A 24,238-nucleotide genomic window follows, 5' to 3' on the forward strand; every position below is an offset into this window, starting at 1 on the left:
ACTGCTCATTATAACTTGAAAATGAAGTACTATTTTTTAATTCTAATTCCAGAGAAAGCCAACACCGAAGTAGGAATACTATCGCGTTGAATCCCTGTGTAGCTCAGCTGATTATTTTTAGAAACATCAGGGCAGGTGATGGCATTTTGGGTATTTGAGCCAAGCTTATACGTGAGGGCTAAGTTATTGCCCGACTTGCTTGCAAAAAACATGGTAACGGCATTGAGCTTTACAAAAACGCTGTCGCCGTATTTGTAGTTGACAGTCAGGTTAAAAGGCGAAGAGGTTAATGGTACAGTTTTTATTTTTTGATCCGAATCCATGTAAGTGATTGAAGATGGCCGTTTGTCATCTAACGTGGAGTAGGTTAAATTGTAATTGAGGGTGTAAGTGCACGAGCTGTAGTCTTCGATAGGTGTCACAGGAGTCTCTGATGATGATTGATTACAGCTGGCCACAATACAAGCCAGTAAACTCCAATAAAGAGAAGAGATTTTCATAATAATGGTACTTGCGTTTTTGGTGTTAAGTGTCAAAATTAAAGTGCTCGTCTAGTTTGTCCAAATTGTAAAAGCAGCCTTAAAATAACTTTTGGGTAATGAATACGCCTTATCGCCTTTGAATGAGAATCTTAGAAAAGAGTAAGTTGTTGGTAACTTTTCTTTAGTTTTTCGTCTTGAGGAAAGCAGGAGTACTGTGGCGGAGAATAAAATGAAGCAAAAAATGTTGTAAATTTGTTTAGGCTTAAAAACAGAACAAACATCATGGAAACAAACAAAAAACCCCTTACTCCTGAAGAGCGCCAAGCCAATATCGACCGTTTTATCAAACGTTGGAAAGAAGAGCGAGCAAAGGCGGATGATGAGTTTGAAGCACGTGTCAAATCGCCTGAATATCAGGATATGTTAAAAGAGTTAAGGAAAAAAAATGCAGCAAGAGGAGTTATCATCCCCGAACCAAAAGTATGATTTTCAGTTCCTGAATGGAGAAGAAAATACCTATTCTTTTCAAACACGAAATGAGTTTGTGTATGAAGTTCTTTTTCGACCAACCCCTTACCTTTTTGGGGAGAGTTCGTTGTATGCTGATTTAGTGTATGAATTGATTATTCGAGTGGCGCGTAATAATTCTGTCAAACCCAGCCCGCCTTTTGACCCACTTGTAGCTCCGACCATAGCCGAAATATTTACGGATTTTTATCTTAAAACTCCCCTTACCATCGCCATCTACATTTGCGATTCCTCAGATAACCGTCAGCATATGCGCCAAGCAAAGTTTAATCGTTGGTTTGAGTATTTTGATAAAGATGACTTTACAAAATTGGATGATGTGATTCGAGATTCGGAAGGTAACAGGTATCCTGTTTCGTTGATAGTAAAATACAATAATCCACACCGTAAAGCAATTTTTTTGGCATTTTTGGAATTGATAGAAGGTTACAATCACGAAAAATAAATGATTGCTATAGCGCTTGACGACGAACCTGCGGCTTTGCAAATCTTGCAGCGACACGCGGAGAAAGTCCCTTTTGTGGAATTAAAACACGCTTTTGAAAGCGCAGCCGAGGCGTTGCGGTACCTGCACCAACATCCTGTCGATTTGCTCTTTTTGGACGTACAAATGCCCGATATGTTGGGTACTGATTTTGCACGACTTCTCAAAAACACGACTACAAAAATCATTTTTGTGACTGCCCACGCCGATTATGCCGTTGAAGGGTTTGAATTACAAGCGCTTGATTACCTGCTCAAACCCGTAGAATTTGGCCGTTTTCTCCAAGCTTGCAACCGCGCTTTGGGGCAGCAAGCCAAGCAGACGGGCGAGGCATCGAGTTTGTTTGTGAAAGACGGCTACGATTGGGTGCGGGTCAACGTGGACGAAATTTTATACATTCAATCTGACACCAACCTGCTCTTTATCCACGAGCGCACCCGCAAAGTCACGACCCGCATGACCCTTGGTGAAATGATGGCACAATTGCCTACCGAGAAGTTTTTGCGCATCCACAAATCGTACATTGTTGCTTTGAAAGCCATTCAAAAACTAGAACGCCACCAAGTAACGGTTGGGAGTGTAGCGATTCCGTTGGCAGGAACCTACAAAACCGAATTAGAAGAACGGCTATTGAGGTGAGGTTATTTGTTGATTACTAAAATGCCTTTTGGCAGGGCATCAGTAATTAGTAACTCTTTGATTTGGGGCAAAAAAGCCATTAATGACTCATAAGAATTATCTTTCGTGTCTGCTACAATGACGGTGATTGGATATTTGTCAAAGTTTTGTTGATACGCAAGGTTTTTATCGACAGTAAGTAAAATATCAATACCTTCGATTAGCATCAAAGCTAATAGCTGTCCATTTTTCTTTCCATTCCAGCCTCTTTCTGAAACAGTTGTTACGTCAAATGAAGAAAGGCGGTACTTTAATTTCTTTGGAATATTTTCGTCAAGCAGCACTTTCATAAAAATGGCGTAGCATTTGTTCTGAAGAGAATGTTTGTTGCACTATTTCAAGTAAAGCCACAGCATATTCATGCTTGACGGAGGGGAAATCTTCAAGGAATTCTTCCAACGACACCCCCTTTTCTAAATGCACAAATAAGGACCAGACGGGCACACGGGAGCCTGCAAAAACGGGGGCTCCGCCTAAAATTTCAGGGTCTATGGTGATGATTTCGCTGATTTTCATAGTCTTTGGATGAGAGAATTGATGCAATTTACACAAAGCTCATGAAAAAAGTTACTGTTTCAACGCCTTCTGATAGGTTGCTAGGCAGCGCTCGCGGGCGGCAGCGTGGTCCACAATTGGTTTGGGATAGTCAAAGCTGTTTATTTCAGGAACCCATTGTTTGATGTAAACCAGTTGCGGGTCGAACTTTTGCGTTTGAGACGTAGGATTAAAGATTCTGAAATAAGGCGCGGCATCCGTTCCTGATCCCGAAGCCCATTGCCAGCCGCCGTTGTTGGCCGATAAATCAAAGTCCAGCAGTTTTTGGGCAAAATACGCTTCTCCCCAACGCCAGTCGATGAGCAAATGTTTGGTCAAAAAACTAGCTACCACCATCCTGACGCGGTTGTGCATGAAGCCCGTCGCGTTGAGTTCGCGCATTCCTGCATCCACAATCGGGTAACCTGTACGGCCTTCGCACCATTTTTTAAATTGGGCTTCGTCGTTGCGCCATTCGATGCGGTCATAATCTGCCCGAAACGCTTTGCCTTCGCCCACGTGTGGGAAGTGCCAAAGAATCTGCATGTAGAAATCCCGCCAAATAAGTTCGTTCAGAAATGTTTCGCTGAGGTCTTTGGTGTGACGCGCAAGCTCCCGAATCGAAATTGTTCCAAAGCGCAAATGCACGCTTAACCGAGACGTACCCTGAATCGAAGGAGTATCACGCCGTTCTTTGTAGTTTTTTACTAACTCATCCCGCACTGTTTTTTGGGGGAAAGGTTGTCCTACGGCCTCAAAACCAATCTCGGCTAAACTAGGAAGTGGGAGTGGAGAAGTCTTATAAAAATGTTGAAAGTAAGCTTCTGTCGGATAGGGTTTTAGGTAAAACGAATTTAGCTTTTCTTTCCATTTGCGGCTGTAAGGAGTAAACACCGTGTAGGGCGTTCCTGCACCGCTCAGTACTTCGCTTTTTTCAAAAATACACTGGTCTTTATACGTATAAAAAGCAATTCCGCGCGCATTGAGCCACTCACCAATGGCTTTATCGCGGCGAATGGCGGCGGGTTCATAATCGTGGTTGGTGTAAACTTCGGCGACGTCGTAATGTTGGGTGAGTTCTTCCCAGCAGGCAGCCGCTGAGCCGTGTTTGACCACCAACGTACTGCCCATTTGCGTCAATTGAGCCTGTAATTCTTGCAAGGCTTGGTGAATAAACTCTACTCGTCTGTCACGCTTGTCATCAAGTTTGTCTAGGATTTCGGTATCAAAAAGGAAAACAGGAAGCACAGGATTGCCCGATTTGAGGGCGTGATACAAAGCAGCATTGTCGTGCAAGCGCAAATCGCGACGAAACCAAAAAATCGTAATTGGTTGACTCATAAAAAAAGCGTAGTGTTTTGAGAACAACTACGCTTTTGGAAAGAATGTTTTTGTAAAAATAAAGTCGGTATTACTTCACTTTCTTGCGACGTTCGTACATTTCCCGCCAAGTGGTGAGGACAATGCCTTCTTTGTCCAAAAAAGTTTTCAATTCGGGGTCGAGCATAGCCCAGAAATCTCCGTAACGCGTAGGCCAAGAATCAGTGATTTCTTTGAAATTATCGCTCGGCGCGGCGCAGTGCATGATCACCATGGTGATGCCAGGTTTCGCTTCTTTGAGGAGTTCGATGTACTTCTGGGTTTTCATTTTGCGCAAATTTTCCTCCGTGTTGGGAGTGCCTGCGGGAAGTTTCCAGCCGTAGGTATCGGCAAATAAATCATCTAGCACGGGCAAACCCGCGTTCCACAACATTTTTCCCACTTGCTGAAATTGCTGAATTTCTTGCGCGGGGCTGCTGCGTTCTTTCGCAATGAGGGTGGCATGACCGCCTGGCAGCATAACGGGGATTTTTTCTTGAATGCCTACTTTTACGTAGCGTTCGGTAAAAGCAGGTGAACCAAACAATGTTCCCATGTGCGAGTCGATATGCGAAGGTTCGACGCCAAAACTCCGAAAACGCGCAATTTGTGCCCGAATTTCGGTTTCTACTTCATCGGCGGAGGCGTGCTTTACTACATCTCCGACGTTCGACCACATTGCGCCTTCTTTATCAAGCAACCCTGGTACTTTATCTCGTCCCGAAATCGGAAACCAACGGTAGCCTTTCCACTCCGAGGTCAGCGTGAGGTGAACGCCCGCGTCGGTGTTGGGGTACTTTTGAAGGTATTTCATGTACGCGGGTACCCATCCACAAGGCATCATAACACTTGTTGAATTGGCCACTCCTTTTTCCATCGCAATGATGGTGCCTTGGTTGGCTTCGTACGACATCCCCGCGTCGTCGATGTGGAATAAAATGATTTTTTTGCCTTTGGGATAGCCCAATTTCTCGGCATACGTTTCTTGAGCTTGGCTAGGGCTGTAGAGGAAAGAAATAAGTGCAGCAACAAAAAAAAGCTGTTTCATGGACAAGCAACGGTTATATTTGTTTGTATAAAGCCTTGCAAGGGTAAACCATACCCAATCAAGTCTCGAAGGGAAGTCCTTCTACTTACTTAGCATTCAGATGAAAAGACTATTACGAAAGTCGCTTTTTGGCTTAGGAGGCCTGTTGTTGGCAGGCACGGCGCTTACGTATGCGCCGCCTTTGGTGCATATTCGCAACTATGTGGAGCGGGGCGCAGTCGATATTTTGGACTATAAAAAACATCCCGTTCGGCAGGTGTTGGCGTCGGCTCGACCCGAACCTTGGCCTTTGGATTCTACGCTTAACAAAGCCAAGATTTCTCAAAACTTGATAGATACCCTCGAAAAGTACGAAACCACGGCTTTTTTGGTTTTTAAAGACGGCAAACTCAAGTATGAGCACTACTGGGAAGGCTACGATACCAAAACGCTGAGTCAGTCGTTTTCGGCGGCCAAAAGTGTGATTTCGATGCTTGTGGGAATTGCCCTCAACGAAAATAAAATCAAAAGCTTAGACGAGCCGATTTCGCACTACATCGGGTCTTTTTCGGAGGGAGAAAAAAAGAAAATTACGGTTCGGCACTGCCTCACGATGAGTTCGGGCTTGAATTGGCACGAAAAAGACCGTGGGGTATTTAGCAACAACGCCTACGGATATTACGGCGAAGACATTGCCAAAGTTATCGACAACCTCACGGTTGAAAAGTCCGTCGGGAAAGAATTTGAATACCGCAGTGGCGATACCCAAATCTTGGGTTTGGTGTTGGAAAAAGCCTATAATAAGAAAATCTCAGACTTGGTTTCCGAAAAAATCTTTCAGCGGATTGGTTCTGAAACGGACGCCGTTTGGATGCTGGATAAACCCAAAGGCCGCGAAAAATCGTTTTGCTGTTTTGCTCCCACCGCTCGCGATTATGCCCGTTTTGGACACCTGATGCTTTGGAAAGGAGCGTGGGGCCAGCAGCGGATTGTTTCCGAAAAGTACATGAATCAAGCACTTAGTCCTGCAACTAACCTCCTTGATCCCAAGAGCAATGCACCCTTGCAAGTATATGGTTTCCAGTTTTGGATACAACCGTATAAGAACCTACAAACGGTCAGCATGAGAGGCTTGTTAGGACAATTGGTTTGGGCGATTCCTTCGGAGAATGCAGTGGTGGTACGTTTGGGTCACAAAGAGTCGCCAGAGAAAGTAGGACCGTATTTTCGTCAAGATTCGGAAGCCTATTTAGCGGCGGCGTTGGAGGTACTTGGGCAGTAAGAAGGGTAGCGACTGCCATTTATCCTATCAAATCACCAAACATCCACAAGTTAGTTGAATAATCACGGATAAAGACTGTAATTTTCGGTATAATCTTCTACCTAAATTATGTCTCACATTCTCGAAGCGCATGACATTGTCAAGCAATATGCTACTCATCGCGCCCTTGATGGCGTTAGTCTTAATGTTCCCAAAGGATGTATTTTCGGGTTACTTGGGCCCAACGGTGCGGGGAAAACATCGTTGATTCGTATCATTACCCAAATCACAGCCCCCGATGAAGGGTATGTGTTGTTTGATGGCCAGCGCCTTCAGCCCAACCACATTCAGGACATTGGGTACTTGCCCGAGGAACGTGGTTTGTACAAAAAAATGAAAGTAGGCGAGCAGCTGCTTTATTTGGCTCAGCTCAAAGGCTTGTCGGAGCGCGAAGCCATGGATAAGCTGAAGGTTTGGATAAAAAAGTTTGATATCAAAACTTGGTGGACAAAAAGCATCGAAGACCTTTCAAAAGGAATGCAACAAAAGGTGCAGTTTGTGGCGACGGTGATGCACGAACCTAAACTGATTATCCTGGACGAACCTTTTTCGGGTTTTGACCCCATCAACGCCAACCTCATCAAAGACGAAATTTTGGAGCTTCGCCAACGTGGTACGACGATTATCTTTTCGACCCACCGAATGGAATCCGTAGAAGAGCTCTGCGACCACATTGCGCTCGTTAACAAATCGAGAATTATTTTGAATGGCAGTAAAAAGGAAATCAAAAATCAGTTTAAAGAAAACAGCTACTCGGTACGCTATCATGGTGCATTAGGAGAATTATCTTCTGATTTTGAATTAATTACTACCAAAGATACGGGCGAGGGCGTACAGCAAGCTTCGATTCGATTGGTAGGGGATGCCACCGTTAATCAATTGCTCGGAAACCTCATCCAACAAGTGGAATTGGTTTCTTTTCACGAAAATATTCCTTCTTTCAACGACATTTTTATCAAAGCCGTAGGTAGCGATGCTCCCGACGAATCAAAATAATTTAGGACAATACTATGAAAAACATTTTCCTTGTTCTCAAGCGCGAATACCTCGTACGGGTACGCAAAAAGTCATTCATTGTAATGACCTTCCTAACGCCTATTTTGATTGCGGCTTTTTACGGAATCATTGTTTGGGCGGCAGTAGGCTCGTTTAAAAGCGAGCACAAAACCATTCAGGTGATTGACGAAAGTGGATTGTTCAAAGACAAATTCAAGAGCGATAAAAATACCACTTTTGAGCTCATCAGTGGGCCTGTGGCCACGGCACAGAAGAAACTAAAGGGTAAAGAAGATAACTTACTCGTCCATATTCCTGCTGACATTATGGAGCACCCCAATGGCTTGCAGATTTATGCCGAAAAGAACATTGGGCCTATGCTCAAAAACCGCATTGAGAAGGTAGTTCAGCAGGGGTTGAGAAACATCAAATTGTCAAAAGCAGGAATTACGCAGCAAGTGATTGAAGATGCGAACCAAGATGTTGATGCCCAGACGTATAGCCTTGATGATGAAGGTAAATCTCAGTCGAGCAGTACCATGGCGGCCTACGTGGCAGGCTATGCAGCGGCTTTTTTGTTGTACATCTTTATTCTGGTCTATGGTGCGGGAGTGATGCAAGGGGTCATGGAAGAAAAATCAAACCGTATTATTGAGGTGATTATTTCGTCGGTGAAGCCTTTTCATTTGATGTTGGGTAAAATTTTGGGAGTGGCGGCCGTAGGACTTACCCAGTTTGTGTTGTGGGGACTGCTTACGTTTGGGGTGTCGAGCGCTACTCAAACGCTCTTTGGCTTCAATCGCTTTACAGCTACGGAGGAGGTGATGAAAAAACAAGCCGAGCAAGCCGACCCCGAAGTGAAAAAAGAGATGGAGAAACAACAAAATAATACCTTGCAGACAATCGAAAATTTTTCAAAATCGGCGCAATCGCTGCCACTCGCCAAGATTTTCTTTTGCTTTTTGTTCTATTTCTTGGGCGGGTATTTATTGTATAGCTCGCTGTACGCGGCCATCGGTGCTTCGGTCGAAAACCAACAAGAAGCGGGGCAGTTTACTTTCCCGATTATGCTACCTATCATTGCAGCCATTGTTTTTGCCCAATTGGCCATCAATCAGCCCGATGGTTCGTTGGCTTTCTGGACGTCGATGATTCCGTTTACGTCGCCTGTGGTGATGATGGCGCGGATTCCGTTTGGAGTGCCTGCGTGGGAAATTGCTCTTTCGATGGCGCTGCTCGTGCTTGGGTTTATCGGAACAACTTGGCTTGCCGCGCGGATTTATCGTATCGGTATTTTGATGTACGGTAAAAAGGTGAATTACAAAGAGTTGTCTAAGTGGTTGTTTTATAAAGGATAAATAATTTTCCAAGCCCAACATCCCGAAAGTTCAAACCTTTTGGGATGTTTTTTATTCCCAAAATGTATGGAATCAAAAGAAAAAGTACAAGAAAAAGCAGCGTCGTCAAAGCCTAAAAAATCGGCTTTTCGCGAGTGGGTCGATTCGGTAGTGTTTGCGGTAGTGGCGGCGACCTTCATTCGGTGGCTGTTTTTTACGCCTTTTACCATTCCGTCTTCGTCAATGGAAAAAACGCTACTCGTGGGTGATTTTTTGTTTGTGAGTAACCTCCATTATGGTGCTCGAACCCCCGTGACACCGTTGCAAATTCCGCTGACGCACCAAACCATTTGGGGAACATCGATTCCTTCTTTTTCGACCTTGATTCAGTTGCCGATGTATCGTTTGCCAGGTTTTACCCACATCAAACGCAACGATGTAGTGGTATTCAACTACCCAGGTGATGCCGACGAACCGTTTGAAGATGTGTCGATTGGGAACGGAGGTTATAAAGACTTTCCTGTCGATTTGAGAAATAACTTTATCAAACGTTGCGTGGCTGTTAGTGGTGATGTGCTTGAGATTAAAAACGCAGAAGTGTATATCAACGGCGTAAAAGCTCCCGTACCTCCGCACGCCGAGCTTTATTACCGGATGGAGTCGAGCGATGTGTTGGATGATCGCTTTTTTGACAAAGAAAATATTCAAGATTATAGCGCACTTCCTCCTGATTCTGCGCGGACTGGAATACACAGTTATCAAATCAGAACGACGCCTGAAATCGTTGAAACGCTCAAAAAATACGATTTTGTGCGTTCGATTCAGCAAATAGCTCGCTACAATGCTAGCATCTCAGAACCAGGCATTTACCCCGCAGTACTTGCCCAAAACCAAGAGTTTTACGGGCCTATTCAGATTCCTAAAAAAGGGCTAACCATCACGTTGGATTCGGTTAATATTGCCAAATATGGACACGTGATTAAGTATTTTGACTACAACGATGCCGAAAAAGTAAATGTCACAAAGACGCAAATCAGCATCGACGGCAAGCCACTGACGCAATATACCTTCAAGCAGGACTACTTTTTTATGATGGGGGACAATCGTTATGAGTCGGCCGACTCGCGTTTTTGGGGCTTCGTTCCCGAAGACCACATCGTCGGGAAGGCATTGTTTACGTGGATGTCGATTGACCCGAATCCTAAGTCATTTATTCACAAAATTCGTTGGAACCGCCTATTTAAGTTGATTGAATAGGAGTTACAATGCGTGACGCTTTATAAAAAAAGAGGAGGTTGTAAGCAACCTCCTCGCACAAAATGGTTAACTTCTCCTTAATTAATTACCTCAAACCCACAGTAAGGCACCAATGCCTTCGGAATGCGGATTCCTTCTGGTGTTTGGTTGTTTTCCAGTAATGCGGCCAAAATACGCGGCAACGCCAACGCCGAACCGTTGAGGGTATGTAACAACTGCGTTTTTCCGTCAACTTTATAACGCAACTTGAGGCGATTGGCTTGGTAAGTTTCAAAGTTAGAAACCGAGCTACATTCCAACCAACGGCCTTGCGCACCTGACCATACTTCAAAATCGTACGTGAGTGCCGAAGTAAAGCCCATATCGCCACCGCACAATCGAATGATGCGGAATGGCAATTCCAACGCTTGAAGCAATCCTTTGACGTGTTCCGCCATTTCGTCGAGGGCTTGGTACGACTCCTCGGGTTTGCGTACTTGCACAATCTCTACTTTATCAAATTGGTGAAGGCGATTAAGTCCCCTTACGTGCGCGCCCCAGCTTCCCGCTTCGCGGCGGAAACAAGGCGTGTAACCTACGTTTTTGATGGGTAGCTCGTTTTCGTTTACGATGACATCGCGGTAAAGGTTCGTGATAGGCACCTCTGCCGTCGGAATAAGATATAAATCGTCGGCAGTAGCGTGGTACATCTGACCTTCTTTGTCGGGTAATTGCCCCGTACCAAAGCCTGATTCGGCATTGATAAGGATAGGAGGTTGCACTTCCATGTAGCCCGCTTCTACGGCTTTATCCAAGAAAAATTGAATCATAGCCCGTTGAATACGCGCCCCTTTTCCTTTGTAAACAGGGAAACCTGCTCCCGTGATTTTGGTACCCAGTTTGAAGTCGATGATGTCGTACTGCTCAATCAAGTCCCAGTGTGGCTTTGCCGTTTCGGGAAGCGTTGGTTTTTCTCCCCACAGATATACTTCCACGTTTTCTTCGGGCGTACGGCCTGGCGGAACGCTTTCGTGCGGAAGGTTGGGGAGCAATACCAATGTCGCTTGAAGTTGCTCTTCGACTTCTTTCAGACTTTCTTCCAGCGATTTTGCGCGAACTTTCAAGGTGGAAGTTTGAGCTTTGGCTGCTTCGGCATCTTCCTTCTTGCCCTCTTTCATCAATTGCCCAATTTGCTTGGCTAAAGCATTGGATTGTGCCAACGTAGCGTCCAATTCACTTTGAGTATCGCGACGTTGTTTGTCCAATCCCAAAATGGTATCTACGGCTTCGGTAGCCCCTTTAAAATACTTGCGTTCCAACCCTTCGATGGTTAGCTCGCGGTTTTCGCGGATGAAGTTAATCTGTAGCATTACAAATTAGATATAAGGTTTTCAGGGCTAAAGCCCTTGTGTTACTGTTTACTTCGTATTACCCCAGCCTGAAGACGGTGCGCCGTTGCGACATGGGGTTAAAAGAATTTCATCCTATAACTCCAGCCTTTAGGCTGGGGTATGAACTATGTCGCCACTTCTAAGGGCTTTAGCCCTGACGTACTAACTCTATTGCGCATTAAAAATCGTCTTCATTGCATCTTCGTAATAGAAGAGACGCTCATTGAGGACATTAAGCGCTTCGGCTTTGTCTTTTGACCATACCAAAATCGAAAGGTTGTGCTCCGATGCGCCGTACGAAATCATACGGATAGGAATGTGCTTCATAGCTTCGAATACTTTCAGAGCGATTCCTTCTTTATCGGCTTTGAAATCCCCTACGATACAGATGATTGACAAGTCGCGGTCGTGTTCTTCCAAGTCAGCGATTTCGCTCAACTCGGCCGTGATTTCACTCAAGTGCGTATCGTTGTCGATGGTGACCGATACCGATACTTCCGAGGTTGTAATCATATCGACAGGCGTTTTGTATTTTTCGAAAATCTCAAATACGCGACGTAAGAAACCATAGGCGTTCAGCATACGAGTCGAGTGAATATAAATCGCCGTTAGACCGTCTTTGGCAGCAATCGCCTTGATTTCGCGGTCGGTCGTAGTGGTAGCAATGAGCGTACCAAAGGCTTCTGGCTCCATCGTATTTTTCAAACGAACGGGTACGCCGCGTAATTTGGCAGGAGTAATGGTGCTTGGGTGCAAAATCTTTGCTCCGAAATACGCCAACTCCGCCGCTTCCTCAAACGTCAATTCGCGAATGGGGAACGTACGTTTTACGATGCGAGGGTCGTTGTTGTGCATGCCGTCGATGTCGGTCCAAATTTGGATTTCTTCGGCACGAATCGCCCCACCAATCAATGATGCTGTATAGTCAGACCCACCGCGCTTGAGGTTGTCAACTTCGCCACGAGGGTTGCGGCAGATAAATCCTTGCGTAACCACGATTTGCTTCTCTGGGTGATGGCTAAGCATTTCGCTCAATAGTTGTTCGATGGTTTCCAATTCGGGCTCGCCATCGTGGTCAATACGCATAAAATCCAAGGCAGGCAATAGTACCGAACTTTCACCCACTTCTTCCAAATACGCTTGGAACATCTGCGTACTCATGATTTCGCCTTGTGCCACCAATTCTTTGTCTTGTTTGAGGCCAAAAGGGCGACTCTTCAACACCGAACGAATGAAGTTAAACTCATTGTCAACAACTGCTTGTCCTTTTTGAAGCCCTTCTTCGGTGCTATATAATTCTTTGATAAACGCATCGTAGTGTGCTTTCAAAGCGTCTATTTTTTCTTGTACTTCGGCTTCGTTGTTTGCCTTGGCCGAGTCGCCCATCGAAATCAACGCATTGGTGGTTCCCGAAAGCGCCGATAATACTACGATTTTGCGGCCGCTATCTGCCGTCACGAGATTTCTGATTGAGTGCATCCGTTCGGGTTTTCCTACCGACGTACCGCCAAATTTCCAAACTTGCATTTTGTTACTGAATTATTATTGGTGAGTTGTGTTTGAATCTGATTTAGTGGGTATTGGGCTGCCGTTTAAACATTCCCCAAAGGGCAATGCCAACCCAGATGATATTCACCATGGCGGAGGGAATGGCGCCATACGTAAGGGTATTAACAATGAGAAAGGCGCTACCGACCAAATTGGCCCACAAATAAGCCTTCGTCGTGGCATGTAATCTGCCGCTGATGTTGAGGGCATACGCGCCCACCACTAGCACCGAACCTACCCATCCGAGAATATCTATAATAAGGCGTTCTGTCATTTGCTTTCTATGTATAAAGTATCTGGGCAAAAATCAAGCTCATTGTTCCACGTAACCGTACCATTAAAAACCTTTGCCGAATTAAATAAGGAGACATCTTTAAGTTCTTCAAAAACGCCCTTGTTTAAATAAGGTTTTACATCGAATAAACGTACTTCGTGATTAGAGAAGACAATTTGTAGTTCATAATTACCTAATGGAGTGACTTGTTTTACTCTTGGATTCATTTTTAAGCCTATTTTAAAGGGTCAATTGGGAAAATTTTTTGCCCATTTACAGCTAACTGCCAGTCTGCCATTAAGTCTTCTCGACGTAGCTCAATCCATGCCTCTACCAGTTTTTGTTTGGCTTTTGGCAAATTTCCATCAATCAACTCACCTGATTCGATGGAAAAGACAGCCTCCATCCCGCTGTAACTGACGTGAATATGTGGCAAGTGGTGTTGTTTGTTGTCAAAATAATACAACGAAACAATCAAACCATAGAACATTGATATGACAGGCATATTTTCTGAAATTTTCCGCAAAATTACACGATAAATCGGTACTATCTCGCCCTGCTTACCAATACTTAAAAATTGTCGTGATAATCTTGTAACCTGCTAATACAACGCCCTTTACCGTGCCCGATATTTTAGAAAACCCAATTCGCTTTCGGTAGTTAACCGCTACTTCGGTTGATTTGAGGTGCTGCTTGGCCGCTTTTAGTTGCATTTCGACCGTCCAGCCGTAGGTTTTATCTTGCATGTCAAGGGCCAAAAGTTTATCCCACTTAATGGCACGAAAGGGGCCTAAATCAGTGTATCGAACGCCGTACAGAAGACGTAACAGAAACGTAGCGAGCCAATTGCCAAACACTTGTTGGGGAGTCATGGAGCCACGTTCACGCTTACCTAAAGACCGTGAACCAATGACCATGTCATAATTTTGTTCCAAAATCGGTCGTACTAAATCAGGGAGTTCTTCGGGGTAATCGGAATGGTCACCGTCCAAAAAAACAATAATATCGGGGGGAGTTGCCAACGATTTTACGTAGTCCATCCCGCGTAAACAAGCCCTACCGTAGGCAGGCAGTGCTTCGTGAACAACAGTCGCCCCTGCTTCTTGGGCACGAATGGCTGTTTGGTCGGTAGAGCGGTTATCGACAACGACAATCTCACGCACCCAATTGCGAGGGGTTTCGGAGATTACTTGCCCAATGGCAGCTTCTTCGTTGTAAGCAGGAATAATGACAATAATGTTCAAAAGATTACAATTTGCAGTGAGGAGTTTGCAAAGATAGGGAAACTTTACGGCGATATGTTTGGTTTAGGGAGATAGACTCAAGGCGCTATTTTTCTCAACTCATGCACTGTCAACCCTTACCACTTGCATCCACAGGGGCGTTTCCCCCACTTTTTTTAGATTATATTTCCCAAAAAGACCAGTTGCAGCCATTCTACGGTTTATTCCCTGTTCTTGAAAACTTTGAAAAACAACTTCAGCAAAAGTCCACGTTTAGCCAGCAACACCGTGAAGTGTTGGTGCAATCGCTTGAACGTCAGTATGCTCATTTGAGTCAGAAGCCCGACTTCTCGAGTTTATTGAACGAAAATACATTTACCGTCACCACGGGACATCAGCTCAATATTTTTACTGGACCGTTGTACGTCATTTATAAGATTGTAACGACCATCAACTTGGCGCGTCAGCTCAAAGCTGCTTATCCCAATTATGATTTTGTGCCAGTGTATTGGATGGCAACCGAAGACCACGACTTCGACGAAATCAGTTATTTTAATCTTTTTGGTAAAAAATATACGTGGCAAACCCAACAAAAAGGGGCCGTAGGCCGAATGAACCCGAGAGAGTTGGGGGAAGCGTTGAAAATTTTGCCTGAACGACTGCCTATTTTTGAAAAAGCCTACCTGCGTCACGACAACCTTGCGGATGCTGTGCGTTGTTACATGAACGATTTGTTTGGCAAAGATGGCTTGGTGTGCGTGGATGGTGATGATGCGGCATTAAAACGTTTGTTTTTACCCGTTATCGAAGATGAACTCAAAAATTCAAAGGCGTTTGATTTGGTGAAAAGTACCACGGAAGCCATCGAAAGCCTTGGATACCACACCCAGATTAGCCCGCGCGAAATCAACTTCTTTTATTTGGCGGATGGCCTGCGCGAACGGATTGTAAAAGAAGGCGACGAATACAAAGCGCTCAATTCGGATATTTCATTTTCTGAAGCAGAGATTTTAGCCCTGGCCAATGAGCATCCTGAGCAATTTAGTCCCAACGTTGTACTGCGCCCGTTGTACCAAGAAATCATTTTACCCAACTTAGCCTACATCGGCGGCCCTTCGGAAGTGCCGTATTGGATGCAGTTGAAGGGTGTTTTTGATCATTATCAAGTGCCCTTTCCGTTGTTGTTGCCGCGCAATTTTGCGTTGTATGTAAACGCTGCGAGCCAAAAACGCGCGGAAAAACTAGGAGTGACGGTCGAAAACCTGTTTTGGGATGATGTACGCTTGCGCAAGTCTTTTGTAGAAAAAACATCGACGGTGTCGCTGGAATTGGCGCAGGAAAAGAAGGCGATAGAAGAGGTTTTCAACGACATTTTGCACAAAGCCTTGGCCATTGACAAAACCCTTGAAGGAGCGGTTAATGCCGAAAAAGTGAAAATGCTGAATACACTCGAAAATTTAGAAAAACGCCTTCAAAAAGCCGAAGAGCGCAATCACGAAACGGAAGTAAATCAGTTATTGGGCTTAAAAGCGAAACTTTTCCCGAGCGGAGGGTTGCAGGAGCGTAGTGAAAACTTCCTTAATTTTTATCTCAACGATAGCACATTCATTGAGAAACTATTGGCGCATTTTAATCCCCTTGATTTTTGCTTTAATATTTTGACCGAAGAAGGAGAGTAAGAGATAGAGCTCAACTGCTTAATAGTAAGGGCTCTATCGAAAAGTGTATTTTTAGTGATAGTAGGGTTCAAGTAATGTACACGCCATGAAAAACTATCGATTAAATAAGCTTTATAAGCTATGGAGGCTTGCTACTTTAGGTTTAATATTAGTTGTTTCTTGCTCAAAAGGAGATAGGCCAACTCCCATAAGTTCTGTTATTCCCAGTGGAGAGTTACCCACTATAAAACCTAGAGGGAATGAAAATTACCTAAAGGGGAACTCTGATTATATCTACAACCAAGAGAAGGTAAAGACTTTTGAACTAATTATTAAAGATAAAGATTTAGAAAAGCTCAATTTCGACCCTGTCAATCAAGATTATGTAGAAGGAGCTTTGATATTTGAGGGGGATACGATTAGCCCAATTGGTGTACGTTACAAAGGTTCGATTGGGGCGTTTGCAGGTTGTTTGTCTAATCCAGATTGGACGCGGCCTTCTGGTCAAAAGGTTTGTGAAAAGCTCAGTTTACAAATAAAAATTAACTGGAAAGAGCGCAAAGAGCGTTTTTTTGACTTAAATAAGCTTCAATTTCATGCGCAAAACTACGACAAGTCCCAGCTTCGTGAACGCCTAGCGTATTGGCTTTTTGCCGAAATGGGCGTTCCTTCTCCACGTTCAGTGCACGCACGACTGCTTATCAATAAAAAATATTCGGGATTATACGGCCTAACGGAAGAGGTAGATAATCGCTTTGCGGAATATTTTTATAAAGAAGGTAAAGGGAATATCTACAAGGAAGTTTGGCCACTAAAAGCCAATGGTGAGGTGCAATCGGATGCTGAACTTATCAATGCTTTAAAAACGAATGAAGAGCAGCAAGATATTGGCTTAATCAAAGAATTTGGTCAAGCAATTGCGGCTTCTAACGCATCAAATAACAAAGATGTAGTAAGAAAGTATATGAAAATCAATGAGTTGATGTCATACGTTGTAGTCGATAGAGCCATTCGGCATGACGACGGCCCGTTTCATTGGTATTGTAACAATGAAACCGTCAATTCCTGCACAAACCACAATTACTACTGGTTTGAAGATAAAAAAAATAGAAAAATGCACCTCATTCCATGGGATATGGACGGCACGTTTGAACATGTAATCAAAAATGCGAATGAATATACGTCTTTGGCGGATAAATGGGGTGGGACATCGAATAACTGCCTACCTTTTGCCAAAGGAAGTGGTAATTTAAAACACCGTTCAGCTGCTTGTGAAAAACTGACAGCAGCATGGGTTGCTTTTGATCAGGAATATGCTTCCATCAAAAGCGATTTTCAGACTAATTTCGTTTCAAATGATAAAATACTTACCCAGTTAGACAAATGGGCAAAGCAAATTGAACCGTACATTATTGAAGCAGATAACATTCATAATAAAGACATTATGTATGCTGCAAATAAAAGAACAACGACACTTCTTGTTTGGCAAAATGCAACAAATACTTTGAGAAGCCAAGTAAAAGCCATTCAATGAAATTGTGTTTAAAACGCTCATTGGCTTTTACAATCCAGAAAATTTGTCATTTAACTTTAACTGGCGTTCGGGATTAAGATTGCTTTCTTGAATCAGCATATTGGGCGTAACGCCAGCAAATTGTTTGAAATCTTTGAATTTTTCATTTTTAACAGGTTGTTGGGTGAAACATAACTGTACAAAAATGAGGGCTTAAAACTGGTTTTTAGTGGTAAAAAATCGTTGAACTACGACTTCCCAAAAAATACCTCCCAAATCTGATCCAGCAACGCCTGATTACCCAAAAGTAAATAAGCGACAATTGCCAAATTGAACACATAATATCCGAGTCCAATCAGGTATGGTTTGTAGGTTTTGCGAGTAAAAAATTCTACTACAAACAACAATACCCATAAGCCCAATTGTACAGCTAAACCATTGATAAGCAGGCGTGCTACCGCAGGATTGATAAAGGGTATGACGGTCATCACCATAAACCGGGCATGATAAGCGGGCTTTCGGCGAAAGTAAATAGCCAAACCATAAAAAACCAAGAACACAGGTACATCGAATAGATTGGCAGTGAAAACAGGCAGGCTTTTTTCTCGACTTTGCTCTTGGTTGATAATCAGTAAAAGCGAGACGACCATCAAGGCCACCACTACGTACGACGCTTTGCCTACGAATCGATGCCATTCGAGTTTTTTCTGCACAATCAAAATCGGCTGAACAATGAGCAGCAGTAACCAGATAATGATGAAGAGAGCGTGAAAGTGAGTAACGGTAGTGATGGCAATAGGAACATTGCCAATGTTACGTCAGGCTGTATCAACAAAAGTAAAAATAGGCTTGAGGCCGCTTTTTTGGTTGTGAAATGCTCACTTTGATACGCACAAGTCAGCAACTTATTCCTCCATTTCTCAACTCCTTTTTTGATGATGATACGTTTTTTTGCTTTGTGGGTGATGAATTGCATTTGCGTTTCGGTAGCAAGTGCTCAAGTGACGTACTATGTTGCGCCTAACGGGCAAGATACCCATACAGGTACGCTGCAACGGCCCTTCAAAAGCGTATCCAAAGCCATCTCCCTAGCCAAGCAAGCCAAAGGAGCAAAGGTGAAAATCTATTTGCGTGAAGGAGTTTATTATTTGCCTACTTCCATCACGTTGGATGCTACGGAGGTAAAGGCATCAGCGCTGGAAATCGAAGGATATGCCAATGAAAAAGTGACTATTGGCGGGGGAGAAGCTGTACAGTTAGCATGGAAACCGTTTAAAAACGGTATTTATCAGGCTCAAGTAAGCGGTAATACTGCCTTCGAACAACTTTTTATCAATGGGCAATTACAGCATTTGGCACGTTTTCCCAATTATGACTCCACCGCTCGGGTATTTCATGGAACATCGGCGGAGGCAACAAGCCCCGAACGCGTGCGGATGTGGAGTCAACCCGAAGGAGGGCATGTCCACGCCCTTCACTCGGGCGAATGGGGCGGATTTCACTACCTAATTACGGGCAAAAGCCAAAACGGCGAGTTGGCGTTGGAGGGGGGCTGGCAAAACAACCGCCCGTCGTCGATGCACAAACAGCACCGTTTTGTCGAAAATATTTGGGAAGAATTGGATGCACCCCACGAATGGTATTTTGATAAAAAGACCCGTACGCTGTATTTTATCCCGCCACCAAACTTAAATTTGGCCAAAGCACGGGTGGAAGTATCGGGGCTACATTCCTTGTTTGAACTGCGCGGCACTCCCGAAAAACCGTTGCGTAATGTTCATTTCAAAAACCTGCATTTTATACATACCGAACGTAGCTTTATGGAAACCAAAGAACCGTTGGTGCGCAGCGATTGGACGTTTTTTCGCGGTGGAGCCGTGCTGTTGGAGGGAGCAGAAAACTGTACCATTACCGATTGTGAATTTACCGATTTAGGAGGGAATGCCATCGTAATGAGCAAATACAATAGAAATAATACCGTTAAAGGGTGTTATATTCATCATATCGGGGCGAGTGCCGTAGCGTTTGTGGGTGACCCCAAGGCCGTACGTTCTCCCTCGTTTCGGTATGAATTGTCGATTCCCTACGAGCAACTGGATAAAACTCCTGGCCCTAAAAACAACAATTACCCGCAAGCTTGTTGGGTAGAGGATAATTTAATCCACGATGTAGGCCAAATTGAAAAGCAGGCGACGGGGGTTCAAATCGAGATGTCGGCGCAGATTACCGTGCGTCACAATAGTATTTACAACACGCCAAGGGCTGGAATAAACATCGGCGATGGGGCGTGGGGCGGGCACGTGCTGGAGTACAACGATGTGTTTAACACAGTACTAGAGACGGGCGACCACGGCGCGTTTAATTCTTGGGGGCGTGACCGCTTTTGGTACGCTAACCGACGCTACATGGATAGTCTGACAGCGGTACATCCAGAACTGATACTGCTCGATGCGCAGCAAACGACGATTATTCGTAATAACCGTTTTCGCTGCGATCACGGCTGGGACATTGACCTCGACGACGGTTCTTCTAACTATCACATTTACAGCAATGTATGCCTCAATGGTGGCCTCAAACTTCGGGAAGGATTTTACCGAACGGTTGAGAACAACATCATGGTTAACAACTCATTTCACCCGCACGTTTGGTTTAAAAACAGCCACGATGTGTTTCGGCACAACATTGTGATGAAAAAGTATTTTCCTATTCAAATCAACGATTGGGGCAAGGAGATTGACCAAAATTTATTCCCTGATTCAGCTGCTTTGGCGTTGGCTCAAAAGAACGGCACCGACTCCCGAAGTAAGGCTGGAAACCCTGTTTTTGTGAATGCCTCGCAGGGAAATTATACCGTTAAGAACGCATCGGTGGCGCTAACAGTCGGTTTCAAAAACTTTCTGATGCAGTCGTTTGGTGTGCAGAAAATTTCCCTGAAAAAACGAGCTTTACAGCCTGAGTTTCCAGCACTGCTAACCGACGAATCGGTGGAAGGAAAGGCCGTGGCGATTAATTGGCTAGGCAGTTTGCTCAAAAACGTTGAAGGCTTAGGCGAACGCTCTGCCTATGGCCTTCCCGATGAAACGGGCGTCATCATAACGAGTATCGGTGTCAATAGCCTGTTGTCGAAAGCAGGTTTACAACCCAAAGACGTCATCCGCGTGGCCAACAACAAGCCAGTCAAAACCATTCGCGATTTGCTGGAAGTCTATCAAGAAGTCAACTGGCAGGGGCACATGGAAGTAGAAGCATTGCGAAATCAGCAGTGGGTGAAAGTAAGGCTACCGTTAAAGTAAGGACGTCGAAATATCAGACAATGAATTTCAAGGGGAATTCTCTTGTTTTCGGTTTGTTAAAAAAGGACATGCTGCCAGCAGCAAAAAAAACAAAATAGAAAACCATTCTCTTCCCTGAAAATTCTTGATGACTTGCGGGTGCATTTCATTGATTTTTGCCACTTGCTCGGCGGTAAGGTCAATGAGTGCGTTCATTCGGTGATTTTGAGTTTAGTGTTCTGTTATTCTACTTTTCTTGGATTTTGTCAATAAAGCTACTCCCAACCAATACAAAAGGAAAAATGGTATGCCTGGAATAAAGAATAGCATCAAAAATTCTAACCCTTTGGGAAAGTTAAATTGAATAAAATAAATCATTGTCGCAGTGATTATCCCAAGTAGGCTAAAAATGACGGACACGATTGGTGACCAACTATTGATGTGCCGCAACTTATAAAAATAGATTGAAAGCCATATTATCAACGAAAACTGAATCAGTCGCCCCAATATGCCAATGTTAACAACAGTTGGGCTGTCATAATGTCTTGCGAAATCTTCTACTTTTTTGCCTTGACTTATCCATTCTTTCATTGCTTCGGGATATAGGTAATGATGCCTAAATTCCCAGCTAAACTCGGCAAAAGCAAGAATAAAAACGGCTGTCATCAACCACCTCATTAAACGCTTATCTTTGAACGAGTTGCTCATCAATAGCAAGAGGCCAAATACGCCAAAAAGTATTGCTGCGATGAATAAGAAAATATAGCGTAAATGCTCTCGTTCGGGGTGCTCAAGCATTCTGAGACTGAGGTCAGGGGCGGAGGCTAATCCAAATATACCTATCAATGGGCAAACCAGTAAAAACAAAAATGCACTACCAATGGGCACGCCTTCAAATGATTGTGGGGAATAGTAAAAGAGTAACAAAACCGCCAAAACAATGGCCACTGAAATAGCGGCACAAATGATGATATACCGCTGAAAACTATTTCCCTCCACATAGGGAGAATAGCGGCCAATTAGGCTCATAACCAAAAAAGGGAGTATGATTAAAACGAAGGTTATCAGAATAGATATGGCTTTCCTTTTCATTCGTTTACAAGGGTTTATGTTTTTGCAAACGTAGGAATAGAAAGGAGGGAAAGCATAGTAAAAAAACGACATTTAGTATATCACAGCATTCTCAAAATCAAACCCCGAAGGAACGACGCCCGTAAATTGCTTAAAATCCCGTAACAAGTGATTGGGATCAAAATAGCCACAATGGTACGTTATATCGACCCATTTTAAAGTAGGGTTTTGTTTTCTCAAGTTCATCACCTGATTGAATCGAAGCAGACGCTGATAAATTTTTGGACTTACTCCTATGCGTTCCAAAAACTGACGCTCAAATTGCCGAGAACTTACACAAGCGGCTGACGCTAGTTGGTCTAAGGTTTGCATTCGTAAATTGGTTTGGGTCAGGACAGCGTCGATAGGTAATGCTGCGACTTTACTTCTGCTCAGTTGACGAACCAAATACTCGTTTGTCAAGGAAATAACTTCGGCGTCAGAGTCGGCATTGCAAATGTGTTCTGAAAGCTGCTTCACCTCTCCACCCAACACCGCCGTACTTTCTTCGTATGTATTCGCAAAATACGTCATCGGGACGTTTAGTAGCCGATAGATTCCACCAGGCTGAAATAGTATCTTAAACATACAATACCCATCTGGAACCAGCAGCTTGGTGTTCCCAATTGTTGCCTGCCCCATAATCATCGTATTAAAAGAGGTCATAGGTTTTCCTGTTGCATCAAAGGGCTGGGGCTGGCTGCGGGGGTAAAAATAGAGGCATTGCTCAGGTGCGGGAGACATGGTCAAAGGAACACCACTCCCTTGGCCAAGGCGAAGCAGCCAATATTCTTTTACGAAAGGGCGCAAAAGGGGCGGGGGGAGAAATTTTTGTAACAAAGCAAAGCAGGTTTAGTATCGTTGAAAATACATTAAACCCGCCTGATACACAAAAAGATAGCATTAAAGTTAGTAAACGGTCCAACGTCAGTGTGATAACCGCAGTTTCTCAAAAAACTCAGGGTTAAAGTCAGCCTCTTGGAAGTGCTCTAACACGTAGTCTAACGAGCGCTGTTGGCGTATCCATGCGTCGCAAGTAGCGTGACGAAGGCGAGTACCAAGGGCGTTAAAACCCGTGACTGCCCGTGTGTCTTGGCGATAGTTGATTCGGATGGCGATTTCTTTGCTTGGGTGCTGCCAATAAAAGCTCTGAATGCCGTCGGGGCATTGGGCGGGAACTTCGCCGTAGGTTTGGTATTCGAGGTCAAAAAACTTGGCCGAATTAAAAAATACGCCAGGCTGGTAAGGCGTCCGTTGACCACCAATGGTCTGAGCAACGGTTTCGCCCATGATGCGGCCCGTGTACCAAATTTGCTCCACCGATTTACGGCCTTGTGGAGGTGTGCGGTGTTCGACGCAGTCACCAACCGCATACACGTCAGGGAGATTGGTTTCTAAATACTCATTGACCAAAATTCCGCGTTGCGTTTCGAGGGAAGTAGTACGTAAAAAATCAATATTGGGTTCAACGCCGATTGAAATACCTACCAGCTGACAATCAATCGTTTCGTCCTGCGAAGTGATAACGCGCTCCACCCGTTGAGTACCTTGCATTTCTTTTAGCTCGCACCCAAATCGGAGGTCAATCCCACGTTTTTGGACATGCTGGGTTACAAGAGCAGATTCTTCGGGAGGCAATACACTGCGCCAATAACTCGATTCTCGCACGAGCATAGTTACATGAATGCCGCGCGAATGAAGCATTTCGGCCAATTCGACCCCAATTAACCCACCACCCACGATGACGGCTTGTTTTACTCCTGCCGACGACCGTTCGAGTTTTTCCAAATCCTGAAAACTATAAAGCCCTTGGACACCTTCCAAGTGGGTTTTGGACCAGTCGCCAAAACGAGGCACAGAACCCGTTGCAATGATAAGTTTATCGTAAGAGAGTTCGCGTACTTGAGAGGCAGAAGTGGTTGGTTTTGAAGCTACTTTGGTGAGGCGCTCAAGCAGGGTTGGCTGGTAAATTACCGTTTGGCTGTCGGCCGAAAGAAATAATTTACGTTGGGCAAAATCAACAGATTCAATCGTTCCTCTGACCAACTCAATTTTATTTTTTTGCCAAAACCAATTCTCGTAAGGCTGGGTATGCTCAAACTTGAGATGCCCCATATACACGTACATCAGTGCCGTTCGGGAAAAGAAATAGTCGGTCTCTTTGGAGATAACCGTGATGCGGCAATCGCTACGTTTGCGCAACTCTCGTGCGGCTGTGGTGCCCGCAATTCCATTCCCGATGATAACAACGTGCATATTGAAAAACG

General features: G+C 44.4%; 26 protein-coding genes. 10 read left to right on the top strand and 16 right to left on the bottom strand.

The genetic code is table 11. The features are described 5' to 3' along the window. Positions 1-29: 29 nt before the first annotated feature. The gene (locus DTQ70_RS26735; protein WP_164490224.1) at positions 30-500 is read right to left on the bottom strand and encodes a hypothetical protein; all 471 of its coding nucleotides are present in this window, start codon (positions 498-500) and stop codon (positions 30-32) included. Between the two features lie 264 nt (positions 501-764). Between DTQ70_RS26735 and DTQ70_RS26740 the strand changes: the two genes are divergently transcribed. The 3 genes from DTQ70_RS26740 to DTQ70_RS26750 are packed head-to-tail and all read left to right on the top strand — an operon-like array spanning position 765 to position 2,133. After that, positions 765-968 (top strand): hypothetical protein, encoded by a 204-nt coding sequence (locus DTQ70_RS26740; RefSeq protein ID WP_122933636.1) that lies wholly within the window; start codon positions 765-767, stop codon positions 966-968. Beyond that, positions 928-1,455 carry a DUF6169 family protein gene (locus DTQ70_RS26745; protein ID WP_164490225.1) on the top strand — a complete coding sequence of 176 codons (528 nt, stop codon included), beginning with the start codon at positions 928-930 and terminating at the stop codon, positions 1,453-1,455. Before DTQ70_RS26740 ends, DTQ70_RS26745 begins: the two co-directional genes overlap by 41 nt. Beyond that, complete coding sequence (locus DTQ70_RS26750) at positions 1,456-2,133, top strand: LytTR family DNA-binding domain-containing protein (protein WP_122933638.1); 678 nt, start codon at positions 1,456-1,458, stop codon at positions 2,131-2,133. It begins immediately after the preceding gene. Between the two features lie 2 nt (positions 2,134-2,135). On the opposite strand, the gene DTQ70_RS26755 is transcribed toward DTQ70_RS26750, so the two are convergent. From DTQ70_RS26755 to DTQ70_RS26770, 4 genes are all read right to left on the bottom strand, one after another. Further along, on the bottom strand, positions 2,136-2,462 hold the full coding sequence (locus DTQ70_RS26755) for a hypothetical protein (protein WP_122933639.1): 327 nt from the start codon (positions 2,460-2,462) through the stop codon (positions 2,136-2,138). After that, the gene (locus tag DTQ70_RS26760; protein ID WP_122933640.1) at positions 2,446-2,688 is read right to left on the bottom strand and encodes a DUF433 domain-containing protein; all 243 of its coding nucleotides are present in this window, start codon (positions 2,686-2,688) and stop codon (positions 2,446-2,448) included. Before DTQ70_RS26760 ends, DTQ70_RS26755 begins: the two co-directional genes overlap by 17 nt. Before the next feature lie 51 nt (positions 2,689-2,739). Continuing rightward, positions 2,740-4,047 (bottom strand): deoxyribodipyrimidine photo-lyase, encoded by a 1,308-nt coding sequence (locus DTQ70_RS26765; RefSeq protein ID WP_122933641.1) that lies wholly within the window; start codon positions 4,045-4,047, stop codon positions 2,740-2,742. A gap of 70 nt (positions 4,048-4,117) precedes the next feature. Further along, entirely contained in the window at positions 4,118-5,113 is a 996-nt protein-coding gene (locus DTQ70_RS26770; RefSeq protein WP_122933642.1) for a polysaccharide deacetylase family protein, read from the bottom strand. 100 nt (positions 5,114-5,213) lie between these two features. On the opposite strand from DTQ70_RS26770, the gene DTQ70_RS26775 reads away from it, so the two are divergent. The 4 genes from DTQ70_RS26775 to lepB all read left to right on the top strand — a co-directional run bounded on the left by DTQ70_RS26775 (position 5,214) and on the right by lepB (position 10,003). Then, the gene (locus DTQ70_RS26775; RefSeq protein ID WP_122933643.1) at positions 5,214-6,374 is read left to right on the top strand and encodes a serine hydrolase; all 1,161 of its coding nucleotides are present in this window, start codon (positions 5,214-5,216) and stop codon (positions 6,372-6,374) included. 108 nt (positions 6,375-6,482) lie between these two features. After that, entirely contained in the window at positions 6,483-7,409 is a 927-nt protein-coding gene (locus tag DTQ70_RS26780) for an ABC transporter ATP-binding protein (protein ID WP_122933644.1), read from the top strand. Positions 7,410-7,423: 14 nt separating this feature from the next. Continuing rightward, positions 7,424-8,767, top strand: a complete 1,344-nt coding sequence (locus DTQ70_RS26785) for an ABC transporter permease (protein ID WP_122933645.1) — start codon at positions 7,424-7,426, stop codon at positions 8,765-8,767. A gap of 66 nt (positions 8,768-8,833) precedes the next feature. Next, entirely contained in the window at positions 8,834-10,003 is a 1,170-nt protein-coding gene (lepB, locus tag DTQ70_RS26790) for a signal peptidase I (RefSeq protein WP_122933646.1), read from the top strand. 77 nt (positions 10,004-10,080) lie between these two features. Here the strand turns inward: lepB and serS are convergent, their stop codons facing one another. The 6 genes from serS to DTQ70_RS26820 form a co-directional block, all read right to left on the bottom strand. Beyond that, the gene (gene serS / locus DTQ70_RS26795; protein ID WP_122933647.1) at positions 10,081-11,352 is read right to left on the bottom strand and encodes a serine--tRNA ligase; all 1,272 of its coding nucleotides are present in this window, start codon (positions 11,350-11,352) and stop codon (positions 10,081-10,083) included. A gap of 189 nt (positions 11,353-11,541) precedes the next feature. Beyond that, on the bottom strand, positions 11,542-12,900 hold the full coding sequence (locus DTQ70_RS26800; protein ID WP_122933648.1) for an aspartate kinase: 1,359 nt from the start codon (positions 12,898-12,900) through the stop codon (positions 11,542-11,544). A 43-nt stretch (positions 12,901-12,943) separates the two neighbouring features. Next, positions 12,944-13,195: a CBU_0592 family membrane protein gene (locus DTQ70_RS26805; protein ID WP_028525001.1), complete on the bottom strand. Its 252-nt coding sequence runs from the start codon at positions 13,193-13,195 to the stop codon at positions 12,944-12,946. Continuing rightward, positions 13,192-13,422, bottom strand: a complete 231-nt coding sequence (locus DTQ70_RS26810) for a DUF2442 domain-containing protein (RefSeq protein WP_122933649.1) — start codon at positions 13,420-13,422, stop codon at positions 13,192-13,194. The genes DTQ70_RS26805 and DTQ70_RS26810 overlap by 4 nt, the downstream gene beginning before the upstream one ends. A gap of 8 nt (positions 13,423-13,430) precedes the next feature. Next, positions 13,431-13,700, bottom strand: coding sequence for a DUF4160 domain-containing protein (locus tag DTQ70_RS26815; protein WP_122933650.1), 270 nt, complete (start codon positions 13,698-13,700; stop codon positions 13,431-13,433). A 55-nt stretch (positions 13,701-13,755) separates the two neighbouring features. After that, the gene (locus DTQ70_RS26820) at positions 13,756-14,439 is read right to left on the bottom strand and encodes a glycosyltransferase family 2 protein (RefSeq protein WP_122933651.1); all 684 of its coding nucleotides are present in this window, start codon (positions 14,437-14,439) and stop codon (positions 13,756-13,758) included. Between the two features lie 101 nt (positions 14,440-14,540). Between DTQ70_RS26820 and bshC the strand changes: the two genes are divergently transcribed. Together bshC and DTQ70_RS26830 are read left to right on the top strand one after the other, a co-directional pair. Next, a complete protein-coding gene (bshC, locus tag DTQ70_RS26825) occupies positions 14,541-16,097 on the top strand; it encodes a bacillithiol biosynthesis cysteine-adding enzyme BshC (protein WP_122933652.1) in 1,557 nt (518 codons plus the stop codon). 85 nt (positions 16,098-16,182) lie between these two features. Then, positions 16,183-17,610, top strand: coding sequence for a CotH kinase family protein (locus tag DTQ70_RS26830; protein ID WP_122933653.1), 1,428 nt, complete (start codon positions 16,183-16,185; stop codon positions 17,608-17,610). A gap of 227 nt (positions 17,611-17,837) precedes the next feature. Here the strand turns inward: DTQ70_RS26830 and DTQ70_RS26835 are convergent, their stop codons facing one another. Next, complete coding sequence (locus DTQ70_RS26835; protein WP_122933654.1) at positions 17,838-18,302, bottom strand: hypothetical protein; 465 nt, start codon at positions 18,300-18,302, stop codon at positions 17,838-17,840. A 222-nt stretch (positions 18,303-18,524) separates the two neighbouring features. On the opposite strand from DTQ70_RS26835, the gene DTQ70_RS26840 reads away from it, so the two are divergent. Next, positions 18,525-20,882, top strand: coding sequence for a PDZ domain-containing protein (locus DTQ70_RS26840; protein WP_206019586.1), 2,358 nt, complete (start codon positions 18,525-18,527; stop codon positions 20,880-20,882). Positions 20,883-20,909: 27 nt separating this feature from the next. Here the strand turns inward: DTQ70_RS26840 and DTQ70_RS30900 are convergent, their stop codons facing one another. From DTQ70_RS30900 to DTQ70_RS26855, 4 genes are all read right to left on the bottom strand, one after another. Continuing rightward, positions 20,910-21,077 (bottom strand): hypothetical protein, encoded by a 168-nt coding sequence (locus DTQ70_RS30900; RefSeq protein ID WP_164490226.1) that lies wholly within the window; start codon positions 21,075-21,077, stop codon positions 20,910-20,912. A gap of 15 nt (positions 21,078-21,092) precedes the next feature. Beyond that, the gene (locus DTQ70_RS26845; RefSeq protein ID WP_164490227.1) at positions 21,093-21,890 is read right to left on the bottom strand and encodes a hypothetical protein; all 798 of its coding nucleotides are present in this window, start codon (positions 21,888-21,890) and stop codon (positions 21,093-21,095) included. A 135-nt stretch (positions 21,891-22,025) separates the two neighbouring features. Beyond that, positions 22,026-22,781: an AraC family transcriptional regulator gene (locus DTQ70_RS26850; RefSeq protein ID WP_164490228.1), complete on the bottom strand. Its 756-nt coding sequence runs from the start codon at positions 22,779-22,781 to the stop codon at positions 22,026-22,028. Between the two features lie 117 nt (positions 22,782-22,898). Further along, positions 22,899-24,227: an NAD(P)/FAD-dependent oxidoreductase gene (locus DTQ70_RS26855; protein ID WP_122933657.1), complete on the bottom strand. Its 1,329-nt coding sequence runs from the start codon at positions 24,225-24,227 to the stop codon at positions 22,899-22,901. Between the last annotated feature and the right edge of the window lie 11 nt (positions 24,228-24,238).

Source organism: Runella sp. SP2 (assembly GCF_003711225.1).
Taxonomy (GTDB): domain Bacteria; phylum Bacteroidota; class Bacteroidia; order Cytophagales; family Spirosomataceae; genus Runella.

Coding starts and splice junctions, on each gene's coding strand:
- DTQ70_RS30900 (WP_164490226.1), bottom strand. CDS start 21,077: ATGAACGCACTCATTGACCTTACCGCCGAGCAAGTGGCAAAAATCAAT.
- serS (WP_122933647.1), bottom strand. CDS start 11,352: ATGCTACAGATTAACTTCATCCGCGAAAACCGCGAGCTAACCATCGAA.
- DTQ70_RS26845 (WP_164490227.1), bottom strand. CDS start 21,890: ATGAGCCTAATTGGCCGCTATTCTCCCTATGTGGAGGGAAATAGTTTT.
- DTQ70_RS26785 (WP_122933645.1), top strand. CDS start 7,424: ATGAAAAACATTTTCCTTGTTCTCAAGCGCGAATACCTCGTACGGGTA.
- DTQ70_RS26735 (WP_164490224.1), bottom strand. CDS start 500: ATGAAAATCTCTTCTCTTTATTGGAGTTTACTGGCTTGTATTGTGGCC.
- DTQ70_RS26750 (WP_122933638.1), top strand. CDS start 1,456: ATGATTGCTATAGCGCTTGACGACGAACCTGCGGCTTTGCAAATCTTG.
- DTQ70_RS26745 (WP_164490225.1), top strand. CDS start 928: ATGCAGCAAGAGGAGTTATCATCCCCGAACCAAAAGTATGATTTTCAG.
- bshC (WP_122933652.1), top strand. CDS start 14,541: ATGCACTGTCAACCCTTACCACTTGCATCCACAGGGGCGTTTCCCCCA.
- DTQ70_RS26760 (WP_122933640.1), bottom strand. CDS start 2,688: ATGAAAATCAGCGAAATCATCACCATAGACCCTGAAATTTTAGGCGGA.
- DTQ70_RS26840 (WP_206019586.1), top strand. CDS start 18,525: ATGATGATACGTTTTTTTGCTTTGTGGGTGATGAATTGCATTTGCGTT.
- DTQ70_RS26830 (WP_122933653.1), top strand. CDS start 16,183: ATGAAAAACTATCGATTAAATAAGCTTTATAAGCTATGGAGGCTTGCT.
- DTQ70_RS26810 (WP_122933649.1), bottom strand. CDS start 13,422: ATGAATCCAAGAGTAAAACAAGTCACTCCATTAGGTAATTATGAACTA.
- lepB (WP_122933646.1), top strand. CDS start 8,834: ATGGAATCAAAAGAAAAAGTACAAGAAAAAGCAGCGTCGTCAAAGCCT.
- DTQ70_RS26775 (WP_122933643.1), top strand. CDS start 5,214: ATGAAAAGACTATTACGAAAGTCGCTTTTTGGCTTAGGAGGCCTGTTG.
- DTQ70_RS26780 (WP_122933644.1), top strand. CDS start 6,483: ATGTCTCACATTCTCGAAGCGCATGACATTGTCAAGCAATATGCTACT.
- DTQ70_RS26770 (WP_122933642.1), bottom strand. CDS start 5,113: ATGAAACAGCTTTTTTTTGTTGCTGCACTTATTTCTTTCCTCTACAGC.
- DTQ70_RS26755 (WP_122933639.1), bottom strand. CDS start 2,462: ATGAAAGTGCTGCTTGACGAAAATATTCCAAAGAAATTAAAGTACCGC.
- DTQ70_RS26800 (WP_122933648.1), bottom strand. CDS start 12,900: ATGCAAGTTTGGAAATTTGGCGGTACGTCGGTAGGAAAACCCGAACGG.
- DTQ70_RS26815 (WP_122933650.1), bottom strand. CDS start 13,700: ATGCCTGTCATATCAATGTTCTATGGTTTGATTGTTTCGTTGTATTAT.
- DTQ70_RS26740 (WP_122933636.1), top strand. CDS start 765: ATGGAAACAAACAAAAAACCCCTTACTCCTGAAGAGCGCCAAGCCAAT.
- DTQ70_RS26855 (WP_122933657.1), bottom strand. CDS start 24,227: ATGCACGTTGTTATCATCGGGAATGGAATTGCGGGCACCACAGCCGCA.
- DTQ70_RS26805 (WP_028525001.1), bottom strand. CDS start 13,195: ATGACAGAACGCCTTATTATAGATATTCTCGGATGGGTAGGTTCGGTG.
- DTQ70_RS26765 (WP_122933641.1), bottom strand. CDS start 4,047: ATGAGTCAACCAATTACGATTTTTTGGTTTCGTCGCGATTTGCGCTTG.